Genomic DNA, 24992 nt, shown 5'->3' on the forward strand with positions numbered 1-24992 from the left:
TCAGTCGATCGTGACGGTAATCGCGGCGGCGACGCTGCGCCGCAGCGCGACGGTCATGCGGCCGATGCGGCAGGCGACCGGGCCGCGGAACAGCGTGGCGCGGTGCAGGATCTCGACGTGCACGCCTTCGTCGAAGCCGAACTCGCGCAGCCGCCGTGCTTCGGGGACGGCTAGCCGATCCCAGGCGATCGCTGTCACGACCGCGCGGCGGCGGGCGGGTAACAGTTCGAGAGGGAGCGAGGCGGGAGCAAGCACATGCACACCATATCGGTGATGCGAACGATTATCAATTTAATCCTCCCCGTCGTGGAGTGGGAGGCGTGGGAAGAGTGGTGATGCCGCTAGCGGGTCGTGTGCTGCATTTCCCCTCCACCACCCGCTGCGCGGGCGGTACCCCTCCCCAAGCTCAGCTTGGGGAGGATTGGATCACGCTATCGGGTAGCGCAGCCGGCCGACGAAGCGGCTCAGGCTTGGGCGGTTCCGGGTGCGGCGAACGAAGCTTGCCTTGGCGGTTTCGAAGCGCATGATCCCGTCGATGCGGCGCGCGAGGAAGGCGCGCGTGTCGGCCTGGCCGTCGCTTTCGTCGTCGAGGAAGACGGTGACGGTGGCGCCGTAGACCGCCAGCAGCATCGCGCGCTTGGTGTAATGGTTATAGTCCGTCGCCGTGTCGCCCGCCGCACGCCACATCGTATCGGCGCTGCGCCAGCCGAGTCGCGCGGCGGCGGCGACATTCTGCGGTTGTGCGAGGATCGCAACCGCGCGGCGGAGCGCCTCACGATGCGGGGCAAGCGTGTCCAGCCGCGCCTCGACGAGCGAGGTGATCTTCGCGCGGATCTTCATCACCGCGAGCTGCTCGGGCGGCACGGCCGCGAGCATCGCGGCGTCGATGCTGGCGAACCAAGCGTCGATCATCGCGATCGTGCCATGTTCGAAGGCGAGCGCGGCAACGTCGCGGTCGATGTCGGCCATGTCCGCGGCCATGTCGCGCGCGGCGGGGCCCCAGCCGTCAAATGCGGCATTCTCGGCAATCGCCGGGGCGAGCGCGCTGCGGATTTCGTCGAGCGTGAGGTCTGCGGCCTGAGTCATAGATCGGATATAGGCCGGTTTCGTTGCCGGCGCACGTGAGATCGGCGGTCAGATCGGTCGGGGAAGGCGCTCGGGTGCGATCCGCACCAGCACGAGCGCGACTGCCACCAACAGCGCGCCGATCAGGTCCGCCGACCCCAATGTCTCGCCATAAGCCAGCCAACCGATCGCGGCCGCGACCACCGGCTGGGTCAGCAGCGCGAGGCCGATGACGAGCGGGCTGATGCGGCCGAGCGCATAGATCATCAGCCCCTGGCCGACGACCTGACTGAGCAGCGCGAGCGCCACCAGCGGCGTCCAATCGCCCGGCATGATTCGTTCGCCGAGCAGCAGCGCCGCGACCAGCAGCGGCAGCGTCGCGGCGGCCGACGAGAGGCCGAGCGCGGGCAGCGGAGGCATCGTCGCGCGCGCCCGCGCCATCAGGATGAAATAGCCGGCGTAGAGGATGCCGGCGACGAGGCAGAGCAGGTCGCCAATCAGGTTCTCGGGCGCGAGCTGGTACGATTGCCCCATCAACAGCGCCGCGCCGACTGCGGCGAGGCCAAGCGCGACGCCCTGCATCCGCGTCGGCCACGTGCGCGCGACAAGGAAGCCGTAGAGCGGGAATACGAAGGTCGCGGCGTTGCCGAACAGCGTCGCATTGGCGAGCTTCGTCTGGTGAATGCCGACGTGCCAACTTGCCAGGTCACCCGCGAACAGCACGCCCGACCCGAGCAGGATCCAACCGAGCCCGCGCGCACTGGCGAAGGCGCGCGGTGCGCTGACGGCGGCGAGCGCGAGCAGCAAGGGTGTCGCGAGCGCGATGCGCCAGAAAGCCGCAGCCACGGGGCCGACATCGGTCAGCCGCACGAACCACGGCCCGAACGCCAGCGCGATATTGCCGGCGAGGAGCGCGGCAAACGCGAGCGCGTTGCCGCTTGGCTGCGATGTAGCTTTTCTTGGGGCTGTTGCCTCGTGCATGCTGCCCCGTAACCGCCTAGATCAGCGGCGTCCCGTAGCAATGTGAAACTGAAAGGAACTCAATGCCCAGCCTGTTCGATCCGATCGCACTCGGCGCGATTCGCGCTTCCAACCGTATCCTCATGGCGCCGCTCACGCGCACCCGCGCAACCAGCGAGCATGTGCCGACCGACCTGATGGTCGAATATTATCGCCAGCGCGCCAGCGCCGGGCTGATCATCTCCGAGGCGACGGGCATCAGCCGCCAGGGCCTGGGCTGGCCGAACGCGCCGGGCCTGTGGACGCAGGAGCAGACCGAGGCGTGGAAGCCGGTGACCGAGGCGGTGCACGAGGCGGGCGGCAAGATCATCGCGCAGCTGTGGCACCAGGGCCGGCTGGCGCGCCCCGACGTCAACAAACTGCAGCCGCTGTCGGCATCGGTGACGCGGGCGCCGTACGGCAATCCCGAGAAGAACCCCTATGGCGAGGCACGCGCCGCGACGCTCGACGAGATCAAGGAAGCGATCGAGCAATATGCCGAGGCCACGCGCAACGCGCTCGAGGCCGGGTTCGACGGCGTGCAGGTGCATGGCGCGAACGGCTATCTGGTCGACCAGTTCCTGCGCGACAACACCAACCTGCGCGAGGATGAATATGGCGGCTCGCCCGAGAATCGCATCCGCTTCATGAAGGAAGTGGTGGCAGCGGTGATCGCGGTGGCGGGTGCCGATCGCACCTCGATCCGCCTGTCGCCCAACGGCGAGACGCAGGGCGCCGACGACAGCGATCCCGAAGCGGTGTTCCTGCCGGCGGCCAAGGCGCTCGACGAACTCGGCATTTCGTTCCTCGAACTGCGCGAGCAGGGCCCGGAAGGCACTTTCGGATCGACGACCGTGCCCAAGCTGAGCCCGAAGATCCGCAAGGTGTTCAGCCGGCCGCTGGTGCTGAACCAGGACTACACGACGGAAACGGCGCAGACCGACCTCGACTCGGGCGTGGCAGACGCGATTGCGTTCGGGCGCGCGTTCATCGGCAATCCCGATCTGGTCGAGCGGCTGCGCACCGGCGCCCCGCTGACGCAGGACAATCCCAAGACGTGGTATTCGAACGGCCCCGAGGGCTATGTCGACTATCCCGCACTCGAGGCGCAGGCCGCCGCTTGATGCGTGCCTGATGGAAGCTGCCGCCGCGTCTTGGCGCGGCGGCAACTTCCGGTCTTCGTATGAATCGTGTTTATCTGGCGCCGCGCTAGCGCCATCATCCGGCAAGACTTTTTGCCCGATCCGGACGCAGTTGCTGCACTATTTTTTGCCGACGCCGGAACCCTAGGATTCCCCGCGATTCGCGCTATCGACCAAATGAGGCGATCCGGAATTGTTCAGCAATTACAGCGCATTATAAGTTTTCCGACGCATTTGCGTGGCCAGTGTCGAGTCAAGGCCGATTATTTCGGAAATGTGGCAGCGGACGGACTTGATCGACTCACCTTGCTGTTCCTAAACCACTCTAGTCGCGTGGGCGCTCTGCCCGATACGCGCCAATCATCGTCGTAGCCGACCGTGGCGGGGGCCACATTCGGGGGACATATTTTGTCGAGTTTCGATCTGCGGTCGTGACCTGTGTCGCGGCCGAAGGAGAGGTGTGCGTGCCGTTGTCCCAGTATCGAGTACCCGAAGAGGCAAGCGACATCAGCCGGGCGTGGGCGCGAGTACGCGCCAACCTGCGCGAATCGGCCGGTAGTCGATTGTTCGACCAGTGGCTCAAGCCGATCGAACTCGACGAGAGCGGCGACGTGGAGCGGGTGCGGCTGACGCTGCCATCGGCGTTCATGACGAACTGGGTGCGCAATCACTATGCCGAGCGGCTGGTGCACGAGTTCCGTGCCATCCTGCCGCAGGTGCGCAGCGTGACGATCGAGACGGCGAGCGCTGCCCCGGTCGCGCACGTGATCGCGGCGCCGGCCGTGGCCGCGGTGCCAGCCGCAGCGCCTGCCCTAGCCACATCCGCCGCGGCGCTCGAGATCGAGCAGCCGGTGCTCGATCCGCGCAACACGTTCGATCGCTTCGTCGTCGATGTGTCGAACAAGGTGGCGTTCAACGCCGCGCGCGCGCTGGCCGAGCCTGGCCCGGTGCGGTTCAGCCCATTGTTCCTCCATTCGGGGACCGGTCAGGGCAAAACGCACCTGATGCACGCGATCGGCCACTCCTTCGTCGCCGCCCAACCCGGCGCGCGGGTGATCGCGATGTCGGCCGAGCGATTCATGTTCGATTTCGTCGCGTCGCTGCGCGCGCGCGATACGTTCGCGTTCAAGTCGCGGCTGCGCTCGGCCGATCTGCTGCTGATCGACGATCTGCAGTTCATCGCCGGCAAGGATGCGACGCAGGAGGAATTCTTCCACACCGTCAACGAGATCATGGGGGCGGGGAAGCGGCTGGTGATCTCGGCCGATCGCTGCCCGCAGGCGCTGGAAGGCATTGAGCAGCGCATCGTCGGGCGGATGGCAATCGGCCTGGTCGCGGACATCAAGGCGCCGTCACTCGAGCTGCGCCGCACGATCCTGACGCGCAAGGTCGCCGACCTGCCCGACGCGCGCGTGCCGATGGACGTGCTCGACCTGCTGGCGGCGCGAATCACTGGCAGCATTCGCGAGCTTGAGGGCGCGCTGAACCGCGTGGTCGCTTATGCGCAACTGACCGGCGACACGATCGACCTCGATTTTGCGATCGCGGCGCTTGGCGACGTGCTGCGCGGGGTGCAGCGCCGGGTGACGATCGACGAGATCCAGAAGCTTGTCTCGACCCATTTCGACCTCAAGCCGGTCGACCTCATTTCCGCGCGCCGCGCACGTGCGGTGGCGCGGCCGCGTCAGATCGCAATGTATCTGGCCAAGCGGCTGACGACGCGCTCGTTGCCCGAGATCGGGCGCAAATTTGGCGGGCGCGATCATTCGACGGTGATCCATGCCGTTCGTCGGATCGAGGAGCTGCGCGACACCGATCGCGACGTGGACAGCGCGGTCCGCACGCTGATGCGCGAGTTGGAAGGCTGATTAGGGCGCGGGCGCGATGCGCGTTTGCCGATTACAGCGCGCCGTAAAGAAAAATGGCGCCGATCCAAAGACCGGCGCCTGATCGATTATTCGACGACGACCTTGGGTGCGCGGCCGCCCTTCTTCTTGGGCTTCTTGGGCGCTGCGCCGACGATCTCGAACGCGAGCGCATTGTCCTTCAGCTTCACAGTCACTTCGCCGCCGTGGACGAGCTTGCCGAACAGCAATTCCTCGGCAAGCGGCTGCTTGATCTTCTCCTGGATCAGGCGGCCCATCGGACGCGCGCCGTAGAGTTTGTCATAGCCCTTCGTCGTCAGCCACTGACGGCTCTCGTCGTCGAGCTTGATGTGGACGTCGCGGTCCGCGAGCTGCAGCTCGAGCTGCAGGATGAACTTATCGACCACGCGTGCGACCACTTCGGTCGGCAGGTAGCTGAACGGCACGATCGCATCGAGTCGGTTGCGAAACTCCGGCGTGAACATCTTCTGCACCGCCTGCTCGTCCTCGCCCTCACGAGTGAGGTTGCCGAAGCCGAGCGTCTCGCGTGCCATGTCGGATGCGCCCGCGTTGGTCGTCATGATCAGGACGACGTTGCGGAAATCGACCGACTTGCCGTGCTGGTCCGTCAGACGCCCGTTATCCATCACCTGCAGCAGGATATTGAACAGGTCCGGATGTGCCTTTTCGATCTCGTCGAGCAGCAGCACGCAGTGCGGGTTCTGATCGACCGCATCGGTCAGCAGACCACCCTGGTCGAACCCAACATAGCCCGGGGGCGCACCGATCAGCCGCGAGACCGAGTGGCGCTCCATATATTCCGACATGTCGAAGCGCTGGAGCGGGATGCCCATGATTGTCGCGAGCTGCTTGGCGACTTCGGTCTTGCCGACACCCGTGGGGCCGGTGAACAGATAGTTGCCGATCGGCTTTTCGGGATCGCGCAGCCCGGCGCGGCTGAGCTTGATCGCCGAAGCAAGGTTCTCGATTGCCTTGTTCTGGCCGAAGACGACGCGCTTCAGATCGGTCTCGAGATGTTCGAGCACGCGCTTGTCGTCGGTCGACACGCTCTTCGGCGGAATGCGCGCCATCGTCGCGATGACGAGCTCGATCTCCTTGGGCGTGATCGTCTTCTTGCGCTTGTTCGGCGGCACCAGCATCTGCATCGCGCCGACTTCGTCGATCACGTCGATCGCCTTGTCGGGCAGTTTGCGATCATTGATGTAGCGCGCGCTGAGCTCAACCGCCGACTTGATCGCGTCAGGCGTGTACTTAACGTCATGATGCGTTTCAAACGCCGAGCGCAGACCGGCGAGGATCTTGATCGTGTCCTCGATCGTCGGCTCATTAACGTCGATCTTCTGGAACCGGCGCAGCAGCGCACGATCCTTTTCGAAGTGGTTGCGGAATTCCTTGTACGTGGTCGAGCCGATGCAGCGGATCGTGCCGCCCGACAGCGCGGGCTTCAGCAGGTTGGACGCGTCCATCGCGCCGCCGCTGGTGGCGCCGGCACCGATCACGGTGTGGATCTCGTCGATGAAGAGCACCGCGTGCGGCAGCTTCTCAAGCTCGTTGACGACTTGCTTCAGCCGCTCCTCGAAATCGCCGCGATAGCGCGTGCCGGCGAGCAACGCGCCCATGTCGAGCGAGTAGATCACCGCGGGCTTGAGGACGTCGGGCACGTCGCCCTCGACGATCTTGCGCGCGAGGCCTTCCGCGATCGCCGTCTTGCCGACGCCGGGATCGCCCACATAAAGCGGATTGTTCTTCGAGCGGCGGCACAAGATCTGGATCGTGCGGTCGACCTCGGGGCCGCGGCCGATCAGCGGATCGACCTTGCCCTTCCTGGCCTTCTCGTTGAGATCGACGGTGAATTGCTTGAGCGCGCTTTCGCCCTTGCCCTTCTCCGCCGGCTTCTTCTCTTCCTTATCCTCGGCGCCCTTCGGCCCGGCGGCGGTCTCGGGCGAAGATACGCCCTTGCCGACGCCGTGGCTGATGAAGCTGACCGCGTCGAGCCGGCTCATGTCCTGCTGCTGAAGGAAATAGACGGCGTAGCTCTCGCGTTCGGAGAAGAGCGCGACGAGTACGTTGGCGCCGGTCACCTCGTCGCGACCCGACGATTGGACGTGCAGGATCGCGCGCTGGACGACGCGCTGAAAGCCGCTGGTCGGCGAGGGGTCGGTCTGCTGGTCGACCTTGAGCGCGCCAAGCTCGGTGTCGAGATAGTGCGACACAGTCGTTTTGATCTCGCCGAGATCGACGCCGCACGCCGTCATCACCTGGCTGGCGTGTTCGTCATCGACGAGCGCGAAGAGCAAATGTTCGAGCGTCGCATATTCGTGGCGCCGGGAAGACGCTGCCTCGAGCGCCTTGTGCAGCGTGGTCTCGAGAGCGCTGGCAAAGGATGGCATTAGATTACTCCAAGCGGGCCGCAGGCAGGCGCCTTGCCCTTGCTCACAATGTCGTGATGGGTGAGCCCGGCATCAAGCGCTGGGGCTTCCGCACTGATGCGATGGTCGATCCGCTGCACCAGTGCGCCAGCGTTCATCGCTTGAATATCGCGTCGGCGCTTGCGCGATGATTAACGGCGAAGTCGATCTTGGTACGGCTGCGTGAAATCTCGCGCTCCAGCGCCGCGATCCGCTCCTCCAACTCGGTCACCGAAAGCCGATCGAGATCCTCGCGTACAAGCGCGGCAAGGGGATCGTCGGGCCGGGACCCAAGGATATCATCCAGATCCATGAAGCGCATCGTTGACCGCTGCAGGTGCGAAGTCAATAAGGCGCGCGTCGAGCGGCTGAGCGGGAAACTCGGCAGGCGGCAGGGGAGCGGCAATGCACGAATTTCCGACGACGATGCTGGCGATCGATCCTGATGCGCCCGGTGGCCCAGAAGTGCTGGTGCCCACCGAGCGGCCAGTGCCCTCGCCGGCCGCCGGCGAAGTGCTGATCCGCGTCGCGGCGGCGGGCGTCAATCGCCCCGACGTGCTGCAGCGCAAGGGCGGCTATCCGCCGCCGCCGGGCGCGCCCTCGATCCTCGGGCTGGAGCTGGCCGGGGAGGTCGTCGCGGTCGGCGCAGACGTCGGCGACGAGATGATCGGCCAGCGCGTCTGCGCCCTGGTGGCTGGCGGCGGCTATGCGCAATATGCCGTCGCACCGGCCGGGCAATGCCTGCCGATCCCCGATGGCGTGACGCTGGAAGAAGCCGCGGCGATCCCCGAGACGCTCTTCACCGTGTGGACCAACCTGTTCGAACGCGCCTTCGCGGTCGAGGGTGATACGGTGCTGGTCCATGGCGGCACGAGCGGGATCGGGACGATGGCGATCGCGCTCGCCAACATCTTCGGGCTGTCGATCATCGTCACCGCCGGGTCGGACGACAAGGTAGCGGCGGCCAAGGCGCTCGGCGCCGACCATGCGATCAACTACAAGACCGAGGATTTCGTCGCGCGGGTGGCCGAGATCACTAGTGGCAAGGGCTGCGCCGCGGTGCTCGACATGGTCGGCGGCGACTATGTCGCGCGCAACCTGAAATGCCTTGCCGACGACGGCCGCCACGTTTCGATCGCGGTGCAGGGCGGCGCGACCGCGACGATTCCGATCTTCGAGGTGATGCGCCGCCGCTTGACGCTGACGGGATCGACGCTGCGCGGGCGCGATACGTCGTTCAAGGCAATGGTCGCCGACGAACTCGCGCGCACCGTCTGGCCGCATGTCGAGGCGGGCAAGCTGAAGCCGGTGCTCGACAAGACCTATCCACTCGCCGAAGCGGCCGAGGCACACCGCCGGATGGAAGCGGGCGAGCATGTGGGCAAGATCGTGCTGGTAATGGGCTAGGGTGACCGCGATCATCCTCCACGAAGACCCGGCGTCAGGCAATTGTTACAAGATCCGCCTGACCGCTGCGCATGTCGGCGTCATGCTGGACCGGCGCAGCTACGATATTCGGAGCGGCGAGACGCGGACGGCGGCCTTCCTGGCGGAGGTCGATGCCGGCGGGCGCATTCCGGTGCTTCAGATCGGCGACCGCTTTCTGCCCGAGAGCAACGCAGCGTGTGCTTGGCTGGCACACGACAGTGCGTTGATCCCGGCCGATCGCTTCGATCGCGCCGACATGCTGCGCTGGATGTTCTGGGAGCAATACAGCCACGAGCCCAATGTCGCGACGCTGCGCTTCTGGCGGCATTTCATTGGCGAGGCGGCGCTGACCCCGGCGCAGCGCGCGCTGGTGCCTAGCAAAGAGGCTGCCGGGCGCGACGCGCTTGCGCTGCTGGAACGTCATCTGACGGGGCGCGACTGGCTCGTTGGCGATGCGATGACGCTCGCCGACATCGTGCTCTACGCCTACACGCATGTGGCCGAGGAGGGCGGGTTCGTGCTCAGTGCAAGCCCCGCGCTAACCGCTTGGTTGGCGCGTGTGGCAGCGCAGCCGGGGCATATCCGCTTCGATCCGTGACTCCGAACCGTCACGCGACCGAGACAGAACCGTCACCGCAACGTGATCGCGGCGTAACGCGGCACTTGTAGGCGCTTTGGCATGGAGGCCCGCCATGCCGACGACCGCAACGCTTGCCCCGGTAACATTGGGGGACGTCACCGACCTCGCCGACTTCGCCAATTCACGGCCGTATTTGCCTGAGCGGATCGTCGAGCGCACGCGCTATCGCACGATATGGATCAGCGACGTCCATCTCGGCACGCGCGGCTGCAATGCCGAGATGCTGATCGACTTCCTGGATCACGTTGACAGCGACACGATGTACCTCGTCGGCGACATCGTCGACGGATGGCGGCTGCGCAAGAAATTCTACTGGCCGGCGGCGCACAGCGACGTTGTGTGGCGACTGCTGAAGCGCGCTGGGCGGGGCGCCAAGATGGTGTTTATTCCAGGCAACCACGACGAGGCGTTCCGCCAGTTCTGCGGGCTCGATTTCGGCGGTATCGCGATCCGGCGCAACGCGATCCACCACACCGCCGACGGGCGCCGCCTGTTGGTTCTCCACGGCGACGAATTCGATGCGATCACGCTGGCGCACCGCTGGCTCGCCCACGTCGGCGACACGGCGTACAATCTGTTGATGGCCGCCAACCGCGGCGTGAATGCCTTCCGCCGTCGCTTCGGCATGGCCTATTGGTCGCTCAGCAAGCACGCCAAGGCGCGCGTAAAGAACGCCGTCGCGTTCATCTCGCGCTTCGAGGAAATCGTCGCCGAGGCGGCCGGCGCGCGCGGCGTCGATGGCGTCGTGTGCGGGCACATCCATACCGCCGAGATGCGCGACATCGCTGGGGTGCAATATTACAACGACGGCGACTGGGTGGAGAGCGCGACCGCGCTCGTCGAGCATTTCGATGGGCGAATGGAGATCCTTCACTGGTCTGACGTGATCGCTGAGCGCGAGCTCGAGCGCCCAGCCGAGCTGGCGCTGGCGGCCTAAGCCCAGTGCGGATTGCGATCGTCACCGATGCGTGGGCACCACAAGTGAATGGTGTCGTCCGCACGCTCGAATCGGTGACGCGCGAGCTGACGGCGATGGGGCATGAGGCGATGGTGATCGCGCCAAACGCCTTCCGCTCGCTGCCGTGCCCGACCTACCCGGAGATCCGGCTGGCGATCGCCGGGCGCGCGGCGGTCGGCAAGCGCATCGCCGCCTTCCGCGCCGAGGCGGTGCATATCGCGACCGAGGGCCCGCTTGGCCTGGCGGCGCGGCGCTGGTGCCTCGATCGCGGGATGCCGTTCACCACCGCGTACCATACGCAATTTCCTGATTACGTCGCCGCGCGGACAGGCGCCGACCCCGAATGGGTGTGGCGCTTCATCAGCTGGTTCCATCGCCCGGCGGCCGCGATCCTCGTATCGACGCCGACCATCCAGCGGTCGCTCGAGGCGCATGGGCTGACGAGCATCCGCCGCTGGGGTCGCGGCGTGTCGCGCGAATTCAGTGCGCACGGGCCGGCGGATGCGACGATGGCGGCGCTGCCGGGTCCGGTGATGCTGTGCATCGGGCGGGTCGCGGTCGAGAAGAATATCGAGGCGTTCCTGTCTCTGCCGCTCCCCGGCAGCAAGGTTGTGGTCGGCGCCGGGCCTGCGCTCGCCGGCCTGCGCCAGCGCTTCCCGCAGGCGCATTTCCTGGGGCCGCAGTTCGGCGAGGCGCTCGCCGCCTGCTATCGCGCGGCTGACGTGCTCGTGTTCCCGAGCCGCACCGACACGTTCGGGCTGGTGATGATCGAGGCGCTGGCCTCCGGCACGCCGGTCGCGGCCTATCGCGTGCCGGGGCCGGTTGATGTGCTGACGCCCGAAACGGGGGTGATGCACGATGATCTCGCGCAGGCGGTCACGGGCGCGCTCGCGCTCGATCGGGCAGCGTGCGCGGCGGCCGGGGCGCGCTTCACGTGGCGGGCGAGTGCCGAGCAATTCCTGGGCGCGCTGACGCCGATCGACCTTGCGCGAGCCGCCTAGCGCTAACGATCCACTACGACTGTCCCACCTGAATTCTGCCAGCGACGCACGGCGCTTGCCCTGAAGCCGCGCGCGCACTAGATCGCCAAGGTCAAGCGGCCGCTCCGGTAAGGGGCGGCCCTATTTGTTTCTACCGAAAGGCACCCCGCATGGCCCAGCCGCTCATGCCCCACGCGACCGCTTCCTGGATGGTCGACAATACGTCGCTCACCTTCGAGCAGATCGCGGAATTCTGCGGGCTCCACATCCTCGAGGTGCAGGCGATCGCGGATGATACCGCGACGACCAAGCTCACCGGGCGCGATCCGGTGCGCACGCACGAAGTGACGCAGGACGAGATCGACAAGGGTCAGGCCGACCCCAAGTATCGCCTGAAGATCACCAAGGGCCCCGATCAGGTCCGCCGCACCAAGGGGCCGCGCTACACGCCGGTCTCGAAGCGGCAGGACAAGCCGGACGGCATCGCGTGGATCATCCGCAACCATCCCGAGATCACCGACGGCGCGATCTCGAACCTGATCGGCACCACGCGCACGACGATCGCCGCGATCCGCGACCGTTCGCACTGGAACATCGGCAACATCACGCCGAAGGATCCGGTGACGCTCGGTCTCACGACGCAGCGCGAGCTCGATTCGGCAGTGTCGAAGGCGGCGAAGCAGGCCGGGGTCGAGGCACCTGTGGACACGCGGCTGGACGGCGACCGCGAGGCGCTGATCGAGCAATTGCGCGCCGAACGCGAGCAGGCCGCCCGCGATGTCGAGATGGGCACCGTGCCCGCGCCCAAGCCGTTCTTCGACGACCCGTTCCGCCGCTGATCTTGGTCTCCCGCCCGCGGCCGTGTTAGGCTCGTTCCGGCTCCAGAACGGAATGAGTCAAATGCGGAAGGTATTGGGGGTAATCGTCGGCGTCGTTGCGGCAATCGCGACCATCACCGTGATCGAATTGATCAGCCACACGCTATTCCCGCCGCCCACGGGGATCGACATGAACGATCCGCTACAAGCTTCGCGCTTCGTCGATCTCATGTCGATGCCGGCGAAGATCTCCGTGGTTGCAGCCTGGTTCCTCGGCGCGGCGGTGGGTGCGTTTGCCGCGCTGAATATCGCGCGCTGGTCAGTAGCAGGGTGGTTTGTCGCTGCGACGGTGGTCACCGGCGCGATTTCGTCGTTCATGATGATCCCACATCCGATGTGGATGCAGGTTGCGGGCATCCTGCTCCCGATCGCCGGGGTGCTGATGGTTGCCCGCATCGTTCCTTCCACAATTAACGGCTCGACGTAACGGAAGTTATGCTGATAGCGTTTCCGCTATGGCGACCGCATATCAACGCACGCTGATCAGCGACGAGGGGTTGACCCCGACGAGCTGGGCCGGCCTCAATTTCCCGTTCGGTGACCGTGGCCCGCAGCCGGGCGAGCTCCTGACGGTGATGGACGGCATTCGCTGGTGGCGGGTGCCGATGTCGGGGCCGTTGAAGCACGTCAACGGCTTGATCCTCGATGACGGCGCCGATCTGCTCGCGATCGATACAGGCACCGCCGGCCCTCGTTCGACCGAGGCGTGGAAGACGGTGATCGACGGCCCGCTCGCCGGGCAACGGATCGGGCGCATCCTGTGCACCCATATGCATCCGGATCATGTCGGGCTCGCCGGTTGGCTCTCGCGGCGCTTCGACGATGCGGACATCGTGATGACGCGCACCGAGTGGCTGATGGTCCGGCTGTTTTCCGCCGATTCGCGGCCCGAAGTGCCCGAGGAGCAGCTCGCCTTCTGGCGCGGTTGCGGCTGGGATGCGGAACAGGTGTCGCGTGGCGCCGGGCGTGGCTGGTCGAACTTCGGCAAGATGATCGCGCGGATGCCGCTGATGTATACGCGCATTCAGGATGGCGATGTGCTGCGGATCGGCGGCAGCGACTGGCATGTCATCACCGGCAGCGGGCACAGCCCCGAACATGCGTGCCTGGTCGATTACGAGCGGCGCGTGCTGGTGGCGGGCGATCAGGTGTTGCCGAAGATCAGCTCGAACATCTCGATGCACGTGAGCCAGATCAACGAGGATCCGCTCGGCGACTGGCTTGCCTCGATCGAAAAGTTCAAGCAGCTGCCCGAGGATCTGCTGGTGCTGCCGGGTCATGGCGACCCATTCTACGGGCTGCACACGCGGCTCGACGCGCTGCGCGACGAGCATCTCGACCGGCTCGATGCAATTGTCGCTCTGATGGCGGACGGACCGGTGCGCGCGACGGATTGCTTCAAGGTGCTGTTCCGCCGGCCGATCGGACCGGACGTGATCGGCATGGCGACGGGCGAGTCGCTGGCGCATCTGCGGCGGCTGGTGGTCGAGGGGCGTGCGGTGCGCGAGGTGAAGGACGGGGTCTGGTGGTACGGGCGGGTTTGAGGGCCATTTACCACCGTTCGCAGCGGCTTGTGGCGATGCCCTTCGAGACGCTACTTCGCTTCGCTCAGCAGCTCCTCAGGGCGAACGGATTTATTTGATCCGTTCGTGTCGAGTAGGGTTCGTAGAACCGGTATCGAGACACACCTGTCCCCCGGTACGCCATCTCGGCTGCGCTCGATGGCTACTCGGGACGAACGGTGGTGGGAAGGGCGTGCGCGTCCGCGGATCAATGCCGGAAGTGGCGCATCCCGGTGAACACCATCGCCAGCCCTGCTTCGTCCGCCGCCGCGATCACCTCGGCATCGCGAATCGAGCCGCCGGGCTGGATCACTGCCGTGGCCCCGGCCTCTACTGCCGCCAGCAAGCCGTCAGCGAAGGGGAAGAACGCATCCGATGCCACCGCGGAGCCGATCGTGCGCGGCTCCATCCAGCCGGCCTTGTCGGCGGCGTCCTTCGCCTTCCAGGCCGCGATGCGGGCGGATTCGAGGCGGTTCATCTGGCCTGCGCCGATTCCGGCGGTGCTGCCGCCCTTGGCATAGACAATCGCGTTTGACTTGACGTGCTTGGCCACCGACCAGGCGAAGCGGCAGTCGGCGAGCTCCTGTGCGGTCGGCTGGCGCTTGGTGACGACCTTCAGCATGTCGTCGGCGAGCACCCCGTTGTCGCGGGACTGGACGAGCCAGCCGCCGGCGATCGTCTTGGCCGCCAGCCCGCCGCGCGCGGGATCGGGCAGGCTGCCGGTGAGCAGCAGGCGCAGGTTTTTCTTTGCCGCAAACAGGGCGATTGCTTCTTCGTCGGCATCGGGCGCGACGACGACTTCGGTGAAGATTCCGGTGATCGCCCGCGCCGTATCGACGTCGAGCGTGCGATTCAGTGCGATGATGCCGCCGAATGCCGAGACGGTGTCGCACGCGAACGCCGCCTCATAGGCGACGGCTAGCGAGCCGGCTGTGGCGACACCACACGGATTGGCGTGCTTGACGATGACGCAGGTCGGCTCGGCGTCGCGGAACTCGGCGATCAGTTCGAGCGCAGCGTCGGCGTCGTTGAGGTTGTTGTACGACAGTTCCTTGCCCTGCACCTGGCGGGCCTGGCCGATGCCGGACGCCGACCGGCCGGCGTGGCGGTAGAAGGCGGCCTGCTGGTGCGGATTCTCGCCGTAGCGCAGCACGCTGGGCGCTTCGAGCACGAACGGGAGCGTGGCAGGAAAGCGCTCGCCCTGGTCGGCGAAGCCGAACCAGCTGGCGATCATCGCGTCATAAGTTGCAGTGGCGGCGAAGGCCTTCGCGGCGAGGCGCTTGCGTTCGTCAAGCGTCGTTTCGCCCTTGGCGACGATCGTATAATCGGCGGGGTCGGTGACGATCGCTACAAACGCGTGATTCTTCGCGGCAGAGCGAACCATCGACGGCCCGCCAATGTCGATGTTCTCGATCACCTCGGGGCGCGCGGCTCCCTTTGCGACGGTCTGTGCAAAAGGATAGAGGTTCACGACGACGAGATCGATCGCGCCGATCGCATGTTCTTCCATTGCGGCGGTGTGCGCGGGATCGTCGCGCACCGCGAGCAGCCCGCCGTGAACCATCGGGTGCAGCGTCTTGACGCGGCCGTCCATCATTTCCGGAAAGCCGGTCAGGTCCGAAACGTCGCGTACGTCGAGCCCAGCGTCGCGCAGCGCCTTGGCCGTGCCGCCGGTGGACACCAGTTCAACGCCTGCCGCGGCTAGCGTGGTGGCGAGTTCGACGACGCCGGTCTTGTCGGAGACTGACAGGAGCGCGCGGCGGATGGGGATGCTGGTCATGGTGTTCCTAGGGGCGGGGCGAAACATTTCCCGAGTGGAATGTACCGTCGCCGCGCCCTTTACCCGTCACCGCGCGCGCTTCAAGGCCCAGCCGATCGTCGCGCCGCCGGCTTCGGCCGTGGCGGTGACCACCAGTTGCTGCGTGGCGAGTGGGCGGCCGTCGCCGTCGATCCACAGGCTGTCGTCCACCGCCAGCGCCCCACCGCGCGTGCGGAACTGCCAGATTGCGCCGCCGGGCACACGCAGCACCGCGCCCAATCCGTCGGCGGTAGGCGAGGCCTCGACGCCGCGGCCGAGGTGAAAGCGGATCGCGAATGGCGTCGCGCCGGGGTTACGGCGGCGGCCCTTGGGCAGCAGCACGTCCTCGCCACGCACTTCCCTGCCGTCGCCGGTCAGCACCAGTTGGCGGCGGTGGACGAAGCCATGGTGGCGGACATAGCCGTCGTGGCTCGCCTCGATCCGGCTGGCGTTTTCCGATTCCTGGCGGCTGAGCTCGAGTTCGGCAACGCCGCGGCCGAGTGTGCCGTCGGCATGGATCGCGGTCGAATTGGTGTCGGCGAGCGTCAGCGTCGAATGCGCGGCGGTGGTGCGCAGCCCTGCGACGAGACCGGGCGACAGCCGCGCGTCGGCCGCGCGCGCGCCGCCGCAATTCACCACGATCCGCGCTGGCCCGTCGGAAAACTCGAACGCTAGCGTCGAGGCGCAGCCGCCCTCGACGACGCGCGCGACCGGCGGCGGCGCTGCGTCCATGATCAGCACTGCGCCGGCCGCGGCGAGCCGTTGATAGCCCCAGTCGCGTGCCTGACGCAGCGGGCGGGTGCGGATGCCGCTCGCCTCGATCACCTGCGCAACCCGATCGGCGGCGACTGGCCCACCGCCTTGCCAGCTCGAAAGCCCGCGATCGGCATGGCAAACGCCGAGCAGCGCCGGCACGATCCGCGTCAGCGCGTCCTGCACGGGAGCGGGCAGATCCAGCCGCCGCGCGGCATAGGTCTCGCGCAACATCGCCAGCAGCCCGACAATCTCGAGCAGCGCTTCGGGCGAGCGGCTCACCGTGCCGCCGTCCTCGAATAGCCCGGTGACGAGCGCGCGCGCCAGCCCAGCCTCGCCGAACGCGCGGCGCGGATCGCCGCCTGGGATCAGCAGCCCCGCTGCGACCACCCCGCACCATGCCGCAATCCGCGGCAGGCCAGGCGGCGCCTTGTCGGCGCTGCTGTCGATATGCCGCGCGCCGCGTGCGAGCGCATTCAGCACCTTCGATCGATAGACGAGATCGGCCGACGAAAGGATTAGCGGCGCGTGCGCGGTCCAGAACAGGATGCGTCGGCCCCATAGGTCCGGCCGCCAGGCGAGCGGCGTGATCTTTTCGGCATGCGCCGCCAGCCAGCGCGACATCAGATCCTCGGCGATCGGCGCGGCCTGCGCGCGCGTTGCCACGGTGGAGAGATCGCGCAGCCACGCGAAGCTGTGGAGATGGTCGGCGAGCGCCGGCGAGGGCACGAAGGTACGCAGGTCGAGGCCTTCGATCGCATGGCTTTCGCCGCGAAAGGCGAGACGGCCCTCGAGCAGCGCCTTGCCGCGCGCGACATCGCCGAACAGCGGATCGTCGGGCACCGCGATCAGCTTCAGCGGGTAGCGGCCCTTCAGCCGGATGCTGTGGATCGGCGTGCGCCACGTCAGCCGGTGGAAACGGTCGGTCAGCCGTTCGGCCAGCGACAGGCCCTTGTCGCCGCCGACACGCATCAGCCGCTTGCCCTCGTCAATCCCGTCGGCGGCGGGATCCACGTCGGGCAGGCTCATCCGCCGCGCAAGCCGCGAATGTTGGCGGCATAGGCGTCAGGCCCGCCACGGAAGGTCGCGGTGCCGGCAACGAGCGCATCGGCGCCGGCGGCGATGGCGAGCGGTGCGGTACGCTGATCAATCCCGCCATCGACCTCGAGATCGATGTCGCGACCGCTCGCGTCGATCATCTTGCGGATCGCGGCGATCTTCTTGAGCTGGCCGTCGAGGAAGCTCTGCCCGCCGAAGCCTGGATTGACGCTCATCACCAGCACCAGATCGATCATGTCGATGAGGTAGTCGAGCATCTTGGCCGGCGTGCCGGGATTGAGCACGACACCCGCGCGCAAGCCCAGCGACTTGATGTGCTGGATCGAGCGATGAATATGCGGTTCGGCCTCGGGATGGACGGTGATCGTGTTCGCGCCGGCGTCGGCGAAGGCGTCGAGATAGGCGTCGACCGGCGAGATCATGAGGTGGACATCGAACGGCTTCGTGGTGTGCGGGCGCAATGCCTTCACCACGGCGGGGCCGATCGTGATGTTGGGCACGAAATGCCCGTCCATCACATCGACATGAATCCAGTCGGCGCCGGCCGCGTCGATCGCGCGTACCTCCTCCCCGAGTTTCGCAAAGTCGGCGGAGAGGATCGATGGCGCAATACGGACTGGCTTCATGATCAAGCGTTAACGCCGGTTTCGATCAGGCGGAAGCGCGCACGAGCCGGGCGATGAAAAAGCCGTCGCAGCCGCCTTGCGCCGCAAGCGTGCCGGGCAGGATGCGGAGGTGGCCGTCGGGGTGCGGCGTGATGCCGGCGGGTAGTTCGTCGGCGATCGGTGGTTCGAGGCGGTATTCGGGATGGTCGGCGAGGAAGCGCGTGAGCTGTTCCTCCCCCTCGGCAGGTTCGAGCGAGCAGGTGGCGTAAACCAGGCGCCCGCCGGGGCGCACCCAGCCTGCGGCGCGATCGAGCAATCGGGCCTGCAGCGCGGCCATCTCGGCGATGATGCCGGCGTGCGCGCGGTACAGCACGTCGGGGTGGCGGCGGAAGATGCCGGTCGCGCTGCACGGAGCGTCGATCAGCAGCGCGTCGATCGGGTCGGTCGGTTCCCAATCGAGCGCATCAGCGATCACCACCTTGGCCGGCGACCGCGTGCGCGCGAGATTTTCGTGCAGCCGCGCGGCGCGGGTGGGCGAGAGTTCGAGCGCGGTCACGTCCCAGCCGGCGGCGGCGAGCTGCATCGTCTTGCCGCCGGGTGCGGCGCACAGGTCGAGCGCGGTTCCCGGCCCGCGGCCGAGCAGGCGCGCGGGGAGCGAGGCTGCGAGATCCTGCACCCACCAATTGCCCTCGGCATAGCCGGGCAGTTGCGTGACGGGCGCCGCATCGACGAGCCGGCGATGGTGCGGCGTCAGCGCGACGCCTTCGGGCGCGAGACCCGCGGGATCGGCGAGCGTCAGGTCGAGCGGTGGCTGCGTGGCGATCGCGGCGGCGGCTGCGGTGACCATCTCGTCGCCCCAAGCGGCGCGCCAGCGGTCCGCAACGCTTTTGGGCAGCGTCGGCACGTCGGGGAGGGTGACGGCGTTGCGCGTCAGCGTGCCGAACACGCCGTGGACGAGCTTGCGTGGCCCGCCATCGACCAGCGGCAGAACGGTGGAGATGGCGGCGTGCGGCGGCGTGCCGAGCGCGAGCGTCTGGACGAGCGCGATGCGCAGCGCGGTGCGCGCCTTGGCATCCTCGGGCAGCGGCTGGCGCGTCGCGGTATCGATCAGCGCGTCGAGATCGGGCAGTCGGCGCAGCACCTCGGCGGCGATGGCATGCGCGAGCCCACGGTCATTCGCTTCGCGCAGATCGCGCGTCGCGGCCGGCAGCGCGGCTTCAAGCGGATCGCCGCGGCGCAGGACGGCATCGAGCAGCCGCATCGCGGCGCGGCGCGCCGCGGTGCCGGGTGGATCGGCCGGGCGGCGTGGCTTCGCAGGCGATGGCGGGGCGGGGTGGGGGTTGGCGGGGGCAGGCATCGCGCCCATGTGGCGGGTGAACGCCGCAACCGGAAGAGCCGATGTCGAAACGCCCCGCCAATGTGAAGCCGCCGGCCTATCTCACACCCAACACGCCGGTGCCCAAACCGGCGCCGATGGAACGCCCGGCAGAAGACCCGCTCGGCCGCGATCCGGTGCGCTACGGCGATTGGGAGAAGAAGGGCGTTGCGATCGACTTCTGATTTGAAGCGATACGGGGACGGAACGAACCCCGATCGGCGGGAGTCTCATCGATAATGTCCCGCCTTTTTGCCGATCGCCGCGTCCGCATCGCGTTTGCGGCGATCGCCGCCCTATTTGTCGCGCTCCTGCTGCTGCTCGCTGCCTTTCCGTGGGGCATGCTGAAAGGCGTGATCGAAGATCGCATGACCGACCGGTTCGGGCGGCCGGTCACGATCGGTGAGATGCAGCGTGTCGATCATTTCGGCTTTTCCCCAACGATCGCGCTTCGTGATGTACGCGTGCCGGGACCGGCATGGGCGGGGCCACAAGATCTTGCGCGGATCGGACAGATGGAGATCGGGTTCGGCGCGCTTTCGCTGTTCACCGGGCGGCTTGCGTTGCGGCACGTGTCGATCGCCCGCGCGCAAATGAATCTGGTGCGCGCGAAGGACGGCCGCGCGAGTTGGCAAGGCAGCGAGCGGCGCGGCGGATCGGGTGGCGGCGGGCTCGATGCGCTGACGGTGCGCGATTCGCGACTGATCTATCGCGACGCCAAGCAGGGGCGCAACTTCGACCTCGCGGTGGCATCAGACGCGCGGAGCGGGCTTCGGCTGCGAGGCTCGGGCGACGTGCGCGGGGCCAAGGTGCGGGTCGCAATTCAGGCGCCGGCGATCTCGGACGAGACGAAGAGCCCTTGGCCGTTCGACGCGCGCATGGCGGGCGACGGCCTGACGATGCACGCCAAGGGCACGATGGCGGCGCCGCTCGATACCGATCACATGACGCTCGACGTGACGGCGCAGGCACGCGATCTGAAGCTGATCGACGCCGTTATCGAGGCTGGACTGTTCCGCTCGCAGCCGGTTGTGCTGTCGGCGCATGTCCGGCGTGGGCCTGGGCGTTGGCTTATCGATCGTCTCGATGGGCGTATCGGACGATCCGATCTGTCGGGCAAAATGACGGTGGCAAAGATCGACGGGCGCACGAAGCTCGACGGCACGTTCCAGTCGCGCCAGCTTGATTTCGACGATTTCTCCTCCGATGAGGGCCTGGCGCTGGAAGCGGCGAAAAAGCGCGCGATCGGGCCGCGGGTGGTGCCCGATACGCAGGTGAACCTCGCCAAGATTGGGCGGACCGACGGACGGATCGCCTTCCGCGTCGGGCGGATCGTCAGCCGGCAGGGTCCGTCATCACTGACGAGTCTGGCGGGCACGCTGGTGCTCGATCATCGCGTGCTGACCGTGGCGCCGCTGGCGATCGGGATGCGGCAGGGGCGGATTACCGGGCGTGCGATGATCGACCAAGGCGACAATGGCCCGGTGCCGATCGTGCGGCTCGATCTGCGGCTGGTTGACAGCAGTGTGCCGGCACTGGGCGGTGGCGGCGGATCGGTGACTGGGCGGGTCGATGGGCGCGTGCTGCTGGTCGGGCGCGGCGGCACGTTGCGCGCGGCGGTCGCGCGGTCGAGCGGGAGGATCGGGATTGCGGCGCGCGATGGCGAACTGCCGCGCGAGATCGCCGAGGCGCTCGGCTTCGATGCGGGCAGCGCCTTGCTCGCCCGGAGCGACGATCGGGCGATACTGCGCTGCGTCGTTGTCGGCTTCGCGATCCGCAACGGGGTGGGGCAGGCTGGGCCGTTCGTGGTCGATACGTCGCAGAGCCGGCTCGATGGCGCCGGGACGCTGACGTTTCCAGGAGAGACGCTCGCAATCCGGCTGAGCGGTGCGCCCAAGCACGACGCGGTTCTGCGCCTCCCCGGTGCGGCGACGATGACGGGGACGATCAGCCAGCCGAATATCGTGGTCCCGCGCGAGGTGAAATCGGTCGGGAACGTGTTCCGGGCACTTGGGCGCGCGATTACCGGGCGGCAGGGGCCGGTGGCGCAGGATGCGGATTGCGCGGGGTTGTCGGCACAGGTGCTGCGGTAGGCGGGGCGCCGGGACGGGCTATCGCGTGGCTTCCACCAGCTTGAGCAGCGTATTCCAGTTGCGCGAGGTCGACGGAGGAAGCTTCGCGCGTGCCATCACCGGCTCAAGCAGCGATCGGCCGATCCCCTCGGCATAATCGATGAACACCTCCCGTCCGACGGCGGCTAAGCGTTCCGGGCCGCCGTAATCAAGGGGCAGGCGCGCGGGATCGACCGGCGCGTGGTGGAACAGCACCAACACCCGATTTGGCCGGGCGGCGGTCGCATCAGGGAAGGGGTTGGCGGCAGCTACCCGGGCCAGATCTTCATGGCTGCGCACGAACCATTCGGTTTCGAGTGAAAGACGCTGCCGCGCTGCGTCCTTAAGACGCGCCTCGATTGCGGCAGGATCAATCATGTCGCACCCGAACACCGCGTTGCCCGAGGCGAGCAAGGTTGCGACGTCCGTCATTCCTTCCGCTGAAAGGAACGCGCGCAAGTCGGCCATCCTGAGCGTCTTTCCCGCGTTGATCGCGCGCGGCAGGGCGGCCCAGCGTGTCATATCTCGTCGCGCAGGGGGCGAGCGAGGAGGCTCTCGATCACGTCGCGCGCGGGAACGCCGTCAAGCAAGCGGCACACCGCGGCGGTGATCGGCATGTCGATCCCGGCCTCGGCGGCGGCCTCGGCGAGCACTGGCGCGGTGAAGGCGCCTTCCGCAACGGTGCGGCGGTCGGCAAGCAGGTTAGCCGCACGCTCACCGCGACCGAGGCCTAGCCCCAGCGAGAAATTGCGGCTGCTCGTCGATGAGCAGGTGAGGACGAGATCGCCGAGCCCCGACAGTCCGGCGAGCGTTTCAGGCCGCGCGCCGCGCGCGATCCCAAATCGCGTCATCTCGGCAAAACCACGCGCGATCAGCGCTGCGCGGGCGTTCTGCCCGAGGCCCGCTCCTTCGACGACGCCGCACGCGATCGCGAGCACGTTCTTCACTGCCCCGCCGATCTCGGCGCCGATCACGTCGGTCGAGGCATAGGGGCGGAACGCAGGGCCGGCGAGCCGCGCGGCGAGCCGTGCCTGCAGATCTTCGTCGGCGCAGGCGAGCGTGACGGCGGTGGGCAGCCCGGCGGCGACTTCGTGTGCGAAGGTCGGGCCAGAGAGGACCGCGATCGGCGCGTGCGGGTGCGCGGCTTGCGCGACCTCGCCGACCAGCCGCCGGGTGCCGGCCTCGATCCCCTTGGCGCACAGCACCAGCGGCGTGTCACCGACCGGGGTCGCGGCGAGCACTGCGCCGACATGCTGCGCCGGTGCGACGACGAGCACAGCCTCGCAGTCGGCGAGATCGTCGAGGCGGTCAGTGGCACGGATCGCGGGTGACAGCGCAACCCCGGGGAGGAACGCCGCATTTTCATGGCGCGCGTTGATGCCATCGATCACGTCGGGCTCGCGCGCCCAGAGCAGCACATTGCCCCCGCGAGAGGCGACTTGCGCCAACGCCGTGCCCCACGCGCCGCCACCGATGACCCCGATCTTCACCCTTTTACCCCTGCCCCGCGCACCGCTTCGGCAGTCGGATCGAGCGGCCAGCGCGGGCGTGCGGCCACGTCGAGCGCGTCGGTCAGCCCGGCGGCGAAGCGCTCCGCGCCGGCCCAGGCGATCATCGCGGCATTGTCGGTACACAGCCACAGCGGCGGCGCGACGAAGCGCAAGCCGTGCGCCGTCGCGAGCGCTGCCAATGCAGTGCGGACCGCCGAGTTTGCCGCAACGCCGCCCGCAACCACCAGGGCCGTCGCCCCATCGGCGCGCGCGATGGCACGCGTCGTGCGGTCGACCAGGCAATCGACCACTGCCGCCTGGAACGAGGCGGCGATATCCTCGGGGGAATAATCGCCGACGATTCGAGCGACCGCGGCCTTCAGCCCGGCGAAGGAGAAATGCGGCTCGGGTGAGCGTAGCAGCGGGCGCGGTAACGGCACCGCCTTGGGGTTGCCGAGCAGCGCAGCGCGCTCGACTGCGGGGCCGCCGGGGAAGCCGAGACCGAGCAATTTGGCGGTCTTGTCGAACGCTTCCCCGGCGGCATCGTCAATCGTCGTCGCAAGCCGGCGATACCGGTTGACGTCCTCCACGAGCAGCAACTGGCAATGCCCGCCGGAGACGAGCAGCAGCAAATAGGGGAATTCGAGATCGGGATCGGACAGTCGCGGGCTGAGCGCATGGCCCTCGAGATGATTGACCGCGATCAGCGGCTTGCCCGCGGCGTGCGCCAGTGCCTTGCCGGTGACGAGCCCGACCATGACGCCGCCGATCAGCCCCGGCCCGGCCGTTGCGGCAACCGCATCGACGTCGGCCAGCGTGACGCCAGCATCGGCCAGCGCGGCGGCGATCAGCGGCTCCAGCGCCTCGACATGCGCGCGCGCGGCGATCTCCGGAACGACGCCGCCATACGGGCGGTGCGCGGCTTCCTGCCCGGCGAGGCGATGCGCGAGCACTTGCCGGTCACCGGTAACCAGCGCGGCAGCGGTTTCGTCGCAGGAGGATTCGAGGCCGAGGATGAGCATCGCCCGTCGCTTACCCGTTCGCCCGAAGCTTGTCGAAGCCGACCGCGCGGTGAATAGATTGGTTCGTGGCGGCGACCTTCGAACTCAGGACACATAAGGCCGAAAACGGTTGGCCGAGTCGTATGCCTTCAATTAGGATTGGGACATGAGCCGCCCGGTGCTGATACTGCGTCCTGCGCCGGGCGACGCAGCGACGGCGAGGCGGCTTTCAGCGGCCGGGTTGCAACCAGTCTGTCTGCCGCTGTTCGCGGTCGCTCCGCTGGTGTGGAAGCCGCCGACGGCAGGCGCGCATGATGCGTTGCTGCTGACCAGCGCGAATGCCGTGCGCCACGCGGGCGCCGGGCTGGAGGCGTGTCGCGATCTGCCGGTGGTCGCGGTGGGGCAAGCCACCGCGGATGCTGCGGGCGCTGCGGGGTTGGATGTCGTCGCGGTTGGGGAGGGTGATGCGGTCGCCGCGCTCGCCTTGGCTAAAGCAAGCGGCTGGAACCGCATCGTGCGCCTGACCGGCCGTGAGCGTACCCTGCTCGAAGATGTTGCCGATATCATCGTGTACGCCAGCGAGCCGCTTGTCCCGCTGGCTGGGACGCTGGACGTGGCGCGCGGCGCGGTGGTGCTATTGCATTCGACACGCGCCGCGCGCCACTTCGTTGGCCTTGTAGAGCGCGACGGGGTGTCGCGTGCGGACGTGCGGCTCGCGGTGATCAGTGGTGCGGTAGAAGCGGCCGCCGGAGAGGGATGGGCCGCGATCGCGGTCGCCGAGACGCCGGACGATGCGGCGCTGGTCGCGGTAGCGGCGACGCTCGCGATTGACCGGTGAGGCGCGCGCGGGGATA

Annotated in this window: 24 protein-coding genes; 12 read left to right on the forward strand and 12 right to left on the reverse strand. The window is 67.5% G+C overall.

The genetic code is table 11. The annotated features are described in order from the left end of the window. The 3 genes from LLW23_RS09940 to LLW23_RS09950 all read right to left on the reverse strand — a co-directional run bounded on the left by LLW23_RS09940 (position 1) and on the right by LLW23_RS09950 (position 2046). Positions 1-225: a FeoA family protein gene (locus LLW23_RS09940; RefSeq protein WP_228948530.1), complete on the reverse strand. Its 225-nt coding sequence runs from the start codon at positions 223-225 to the stop codon at positions 1-3. A gap of 201 nt (positions 226-426) precedes the next feature. Beyond that, positions 427-1086: a COQ9 family protein gene (locus tag LLW23_RS09945; protein ID WP_228945108.1), complete on the reverse strand. Its 660-nt coding sequence runs from the start codon at positions 1084-1086 to the stop codon at positions 427-429. Between the two features lie 48 nt (positions 1087-1134). Beyond that, a complete protein-coding gene (locus LLW23_RS09950; protein WP_228945110.1) occupies positions 1135-2046 on the reverse strand; it encodes a DMT family transporter in 912 nt (303 codons plus the stop codon). Between the two features lie 62 nt (positions 2047-2108). Here LLW23_RS09950 and LLW23_RS09955 point away from each other — a divergent pair, with 62 nt between their 5' ends. Beyond that, on the forward strand, positions 2109-3188 hold the full coding sequence (locus tag LLW23_RS09955; RefSeq protein ID WP_228945112.1) for an alkene reductase: 1080 nt from the start codon (positions 2109-2111) through the stop codon (positions 3186-3188). Between the two features lie 482 nt (positions 3189-3670). After that, positions 3671-5074, forward strand: coding sequence for a chromosomal replication initiator protein DnaA (gene dnaA / locus LLW23_RS09960; RefSeq protein ID WP_228945114.1), 1404 nt, complete (start codon positions 3671-3673; stop codon positions 5072-5074). Positions 5075-5160: 86 nt separating this feature from the next. On the opposite strand, the gene clpA is transcribed toward dnaA, so the two are convergent. Further along, complete coding sequence (gene clpA / locus LLW23_RS09965; RefSeq protein ID WP_228945116.1) at positions 5161-7482, reverse strand: ATP-dependent Clp protease ATP-binding subunit ClpA; 2322 nt, start codon at positions 7480-7482, stop codon at positions 5161-5163. Between the two features lie 133 nt (positions 7483-7615). Further along, positions 7616-7813, reverse strand: a complete 198-nt coding sequence (locus tag LLW23_RS09970) for a DUF1192 domain-containing protein (RefSeq protein ID WP_228945118.1) — start codon at positions 7811-7813, stop codon at positions 7616-7618. A gap of 92 nt (positions 7814-7905) precedes the next feature. Here LLW23_RS09970 and LLW23_RS09975 point away from each other — a divergent pair, with 92 nt between their 5' ends. The 7 genes from LLW23_RS09975 to LLW23_RS10005 all read left to right on the forward strand — a co-directional run bounded on the left by LLW23_RS09975 (position 7906) and on the right by LLW23_RS10005 (position 13928). Then, positions 7906-8907, forward strand: coding sequence for an NAD(P)H-quinone oxidoreductase (locus LLW23_RS09975; RefSeq protein WP_228945120.1), 1002 nt, complete (start codon positions 7906-7908; stop codon positions 8905-8907). A gap of 1 nt (position 8908) precedes the next feature. Beyond that, a complete protein-coding gene (locus LLW23_RS09980; RefSeq protein WP_228945122.1) occupies positions 8909-9526 on the forward strand; it encodes a glutathione S-transferase family protein in 618 nt (205 codons plus the stop codon). A gap of 94 nt (positions 9527-9620) precedes the next feature. Beyond that, the gene (locus LLW23_RS09985) at positions 9621-10505 is read left to right on the forward strand and encodes a UDP-2,3-diacylglucosamine diphosphatase (RefSeq protein WP_228945124.1); all 885 of its coding nucleotides are present in this window, start codon (positions 9621-9623) and stop codon (positions 10503-10505) included. Positions 10506-10510: 5 nt separating this feature from the next. Beyond that, positions 10511-11527, forward strand: coding sequence for a glycosyltransferase family 4 protein (locus LLW23_RS09990; protein WP_228945126.1), 1017 nt, complete (start codon positions 10511-10513; stop codon positions 11525-11527). Between the two features lie 149 nt (positions 11528-11676). Continuing rightward, complete coding sequence (locus LLW23_RS09995; RefSeq protein ID WP_228945128.1) at positions 11677-12345, forward strand: DUF1013 domain-containing protein; 669 nt, start codon at positions 11677-11679, stop codon at positions 12343-12345. Between the two features lie 61 nt (positions 12346-12406). Then, a complete protein-coding gene (locus LLW23_RS10000; RefSeq protein WP_228945130.1) occupies positions 12407-12811 on the forward strand; it encodes a hypothetical protein in 405 nt (134 codons plus the stop codon). A 28-nt stretch (positions 12812-12839) separates the two neighbouring features. Continuing rightward, positions 12840-13928 (forward strand): MBL fold metallo-hydrolase, encoded by a 1089-nt coding sequence (locus LLW23_RS10005; RefSeq protein ID WP_228945132.1) that lies wholly within the window; start codon positions 12840-12842, stop codon positions 13926-13928. A gap of 226 nt (positions 13929-14154) precedes the next feature. On the opposite strand, the gene purH is transcribed toward LLW23_RS10005, so the two are convergent. From purH to LLW23_RS10025, 4 genes are all read right to left on the reverse strand, one after another. Continuing rightward, on the reverse strand, positions 14155-15726 hold the full coding sequence (purH, locus tag LLW23_RS10010) for a bifunctional phosphoribosylaminoimidazolecarboxamide formyltransferase/IMP cyclohydrolase (RefSeq protein WP_228945133.1): 1572 nt from the start codon (positions 15724-15726) through the stop codon (positions 14155-14157). Positions 15727-15792: 66 nt separating this feature from the next. Then, complete coding sequence (locus LLW23_RS10015) at positions 15793-17526, reverse strand: heparinase II/III family protein (RefSeq protein WP_228945135.1); 1734 nt, start codon at positions 17524-17526, stop codon at positions 15793-15795. Continuing rightward, positions 17523-18182: a ribulose-phosphate 3-epimerase gene (gene rpe / locus LLW23_RS10020; RefSeq protein WP_228945138.1), complete on the reverse strand. Its 660-nt coding sequence runs from the start codon at positions 18180-18182 to the stop codon at positions 17523-17525. Before rpe ends, LLW23_RS10015 begins: the two co-directional genes overlap by 4 nt. Positions 18183-18207: 25 nt before the next feature. Then, positions 18208-19518: an RsmB/NOP family class I SAM-dependent RNA methyltransferase gene (locus LLW23_RS10025; protein WP_228945140.1), complete on the reverse strand. Its 1311-nt coding sequence runs from the start codon at positions 19516-19518 to the stop codon at positions 18208-18210. Positions 19519-19559: 41 nt separating this feature from the next. On the opposite strand from LLW23_RS10025, the gene LLW23_RS10030 reads away from it, so the two are divergent. Beyond that, positions 19560-19721 carry a DUF1674 domain-containing protein gene (locus tag LLW23_RS10030; protein ID WP_228945142.1) on the forward strand — a complete coding sequence of 54 codons (162 nt, stop codon included), beginning with the start codon at positions 19560-19562 and terminating at the stop codon, positions 19719-19721. 54 nt (positions 19722-19775) lie between these two features. Next, positions 19776-21629, forward strand: coding sequence for an AsmA family protein (locus tag LLW23_RS10035; RefSeq protein WP_228945144.1), 1854 nt, complete (start codon positions 19776-19778; stop codon positions 21627-21629). A gap of 18 nt (positions 21630-21647) precedes the next feature. Here LLW23_RS10035 and LLW23_RS10040 read toward each other — a convergent pair whose 3' ends face one another. Genes LLW23_RS10040 through tsaD form a run of 3 tightly spaced genes read right to left on the reverse strand, consistent with a single transcriptional unit; the run spans position 21648 to position 24159 of the window. Further along, entirely contained in the window at positions 21648-22169 is a 522-nt protein-coding gene (locus LLW23_RS10040) for a DUF1697 domain-containing protein (protein WP_228945146.1), read from the reverse strand. Beyond that, entirely contained in the window at positions 22166-23137 is a 972-nt protein-coding gene (locus tag LLW23_RS10045; protein WP_228945148.1) for an NAD(P)H-dependent glycerol-3-phosphate dehydrogenase, read from the reverse strand. Before LLW23_RS10045 ends, LLW23_RS10040 begins: the two co-directional genes overlap by 4 nt. Next, positions 23134-24159: a tRNA (adenosine(37)-N6)-threonylcarbamoyltransferase complex transferase subunit TsaD gene (gene tsaD, locus LLW23_RS10050; protein WP_228945151.1), complete on the reverse strand. Its 1026-nt coding sequence runs from the start codon at positions 24157-24159 to the stop codon at positions 23134-23136. The genes LLW23_RS10045 and tsaD overlap by 4 nt, the downstream gene beginning before the upstream one ends. Before the next feature lie 145 nt (positions 24160-24304). Here tsaD and LLW23_RS10055 point away from each other — a divergent pair, with 145 nt between their 5' ends. Continuing rightward, positions 24305-24976 carry a uroporphyrinogen-III synthase gene (locus LLW23_RS10055; RefSeq protein WP_228945152.1) on the forward strand — a complete coding sequence of 224 codons (672 nt, stop codon included), beginning with the start codon at positions 24305-24307 and terminating at the stop codon, positions 24974-24976. Positions 24977-24992 lie beyond the last annotated feature (16 nt).

The organism is Sphingomonas radiodurans (assembly GCF_020866845.1).
GTDB classification, from domain to species: domain Bacteria; phylum Pseudomonadota; class Alphaproteobacteria; order Sphingomonadales; family Sphingomonadaceae; genus Sphingomonas; species Sphingomonas radiodurans.

Coding starts and splice junctions, on each gene's coding strand:
- LLW23_RS09945 (WP_228945108.1), bottom strand. CDS start 1,086: ATGACTCAGGCCGCAGACCTCACGCTCGACGAAATCCGCAGCGCGCTC.
- LLW23_RS09950 (WP_228945110.1), bottom strand. CDS start 2,046: ATGCACGAGGCAACAGCCCCAAGAAAAGCTACATCGCAGCCAAGCGGC.
- LLW23_RS09955 (WP_228945112.1), top strand. CDS start 2,109: ATGCCCAGCCTGTTCGATCCGATCGCACTCGGCGCGATTCGCGCTTCC.
- clpA (WP_228945116.1), bottom strand. CDS start 7,482: ATGCCATCCTTTGCCAGCGCTCTCGAGACCACGCTGCACAAGGCGCTC.
- LLW23_RS09970 (WP_228945118.1), bottom strand. CDS start 7,813: ATGGATCTGGATGATATCCTTGGGTCCCGGCCCGACGATCCCCTTGCC.
- LLW23_RS09975 (WP_228945120.1), top strand. CDS start 7,906: ATGCACGAATTTCCGACGACGATGCTGGCGATCGATCCTGATGCGCCC.
- LLW23_RS09985 (WP_228945124.1), top strand. CDS start 9,621: ATGCCGACGACCGCAACGCTTGCCCCGGTAACATTGGGGGACGTCACC.
- LLW23_RS09995 (WP_228945128.1), top strand. CDS start 11,677: ATGGCCCAGCCGCTCATGCCCCACGCGACCGCTTCCTGGATGGTCGAC.
- LLW23_RS10000 (WP_228945130.1), top strand. CDS start 12,407: ATGCGGAAGGTATTGGGGGTAATCGTCGGCGTCGTTGCGGCAATCGCG.
- LLW23_RS10005 (WP_228945132.1), top strand. CDS start 12,840: ATGGCGACCGCATATCAACGCACGCTGATCAGCGACGAGGGGTTGACC.
- purH (WP_228945133.1), bottom strand. CDS start 15,726: ATGACCAGCATCCCCATCCGCCGCGCGCTCCTGTCAGTCTCCGACAAG.
- LLW23_RS10015 (WP_228945135.1), bottom strand. CDS start 17,526: ATGAGCCTGCCCGACGTGGATCCCGCCGCCGACGGGATTGACGAGGGC.
- rpe (WP_228945138.1), bottom strand. CDS start 18,182: ATGAAGCCAGTCCGTATTGCGCCATCGATCCTCTCCGCCGACTTTGCG.
- LLW23_RS10025 (WP_228945140.1), bottom strand. CDS start 19,518: ATGCCTGCCCCCGCCAACCCCCACCCCGCCCCGCCATCGCCTGCGAAG.
- LLW23_RS10030 (WP_228945142.1), top strand. CDS start 19,560: ATGTCGAAACGCCCCGCCAATGTGAAGCCGCCGGCCTATCTCACACCC.
- LLW23_RS10035 (WP_228945144.1), top strand. CDS start 19,776: ATGTCCCGCCTTTTTGCCGATCGCCGCGTCCGCATCGCGTTTGCGGCG.
- LLW23_RS10040 (WP_228945146.1), bottom strand. CDS start 22,169: ATGACACGCTGGGCCGCCCTGCCGCGCGCGATCAACGCGGGAAAGACG.
- tsaD (WP_228945151.1), bottom strand. CDS start 24,159: ATGCTCATCCTCGGCCTCGAATCCTCCTGCGACGAAACCGCTGCCGCG.
- LLW23_RS10055 (WP_228945152.1), top strand. CDS start 24,305: ATGAGCCGCCCGGTGCTGATACTGCGTCCTGCGCCGGGCGACGCAGCG.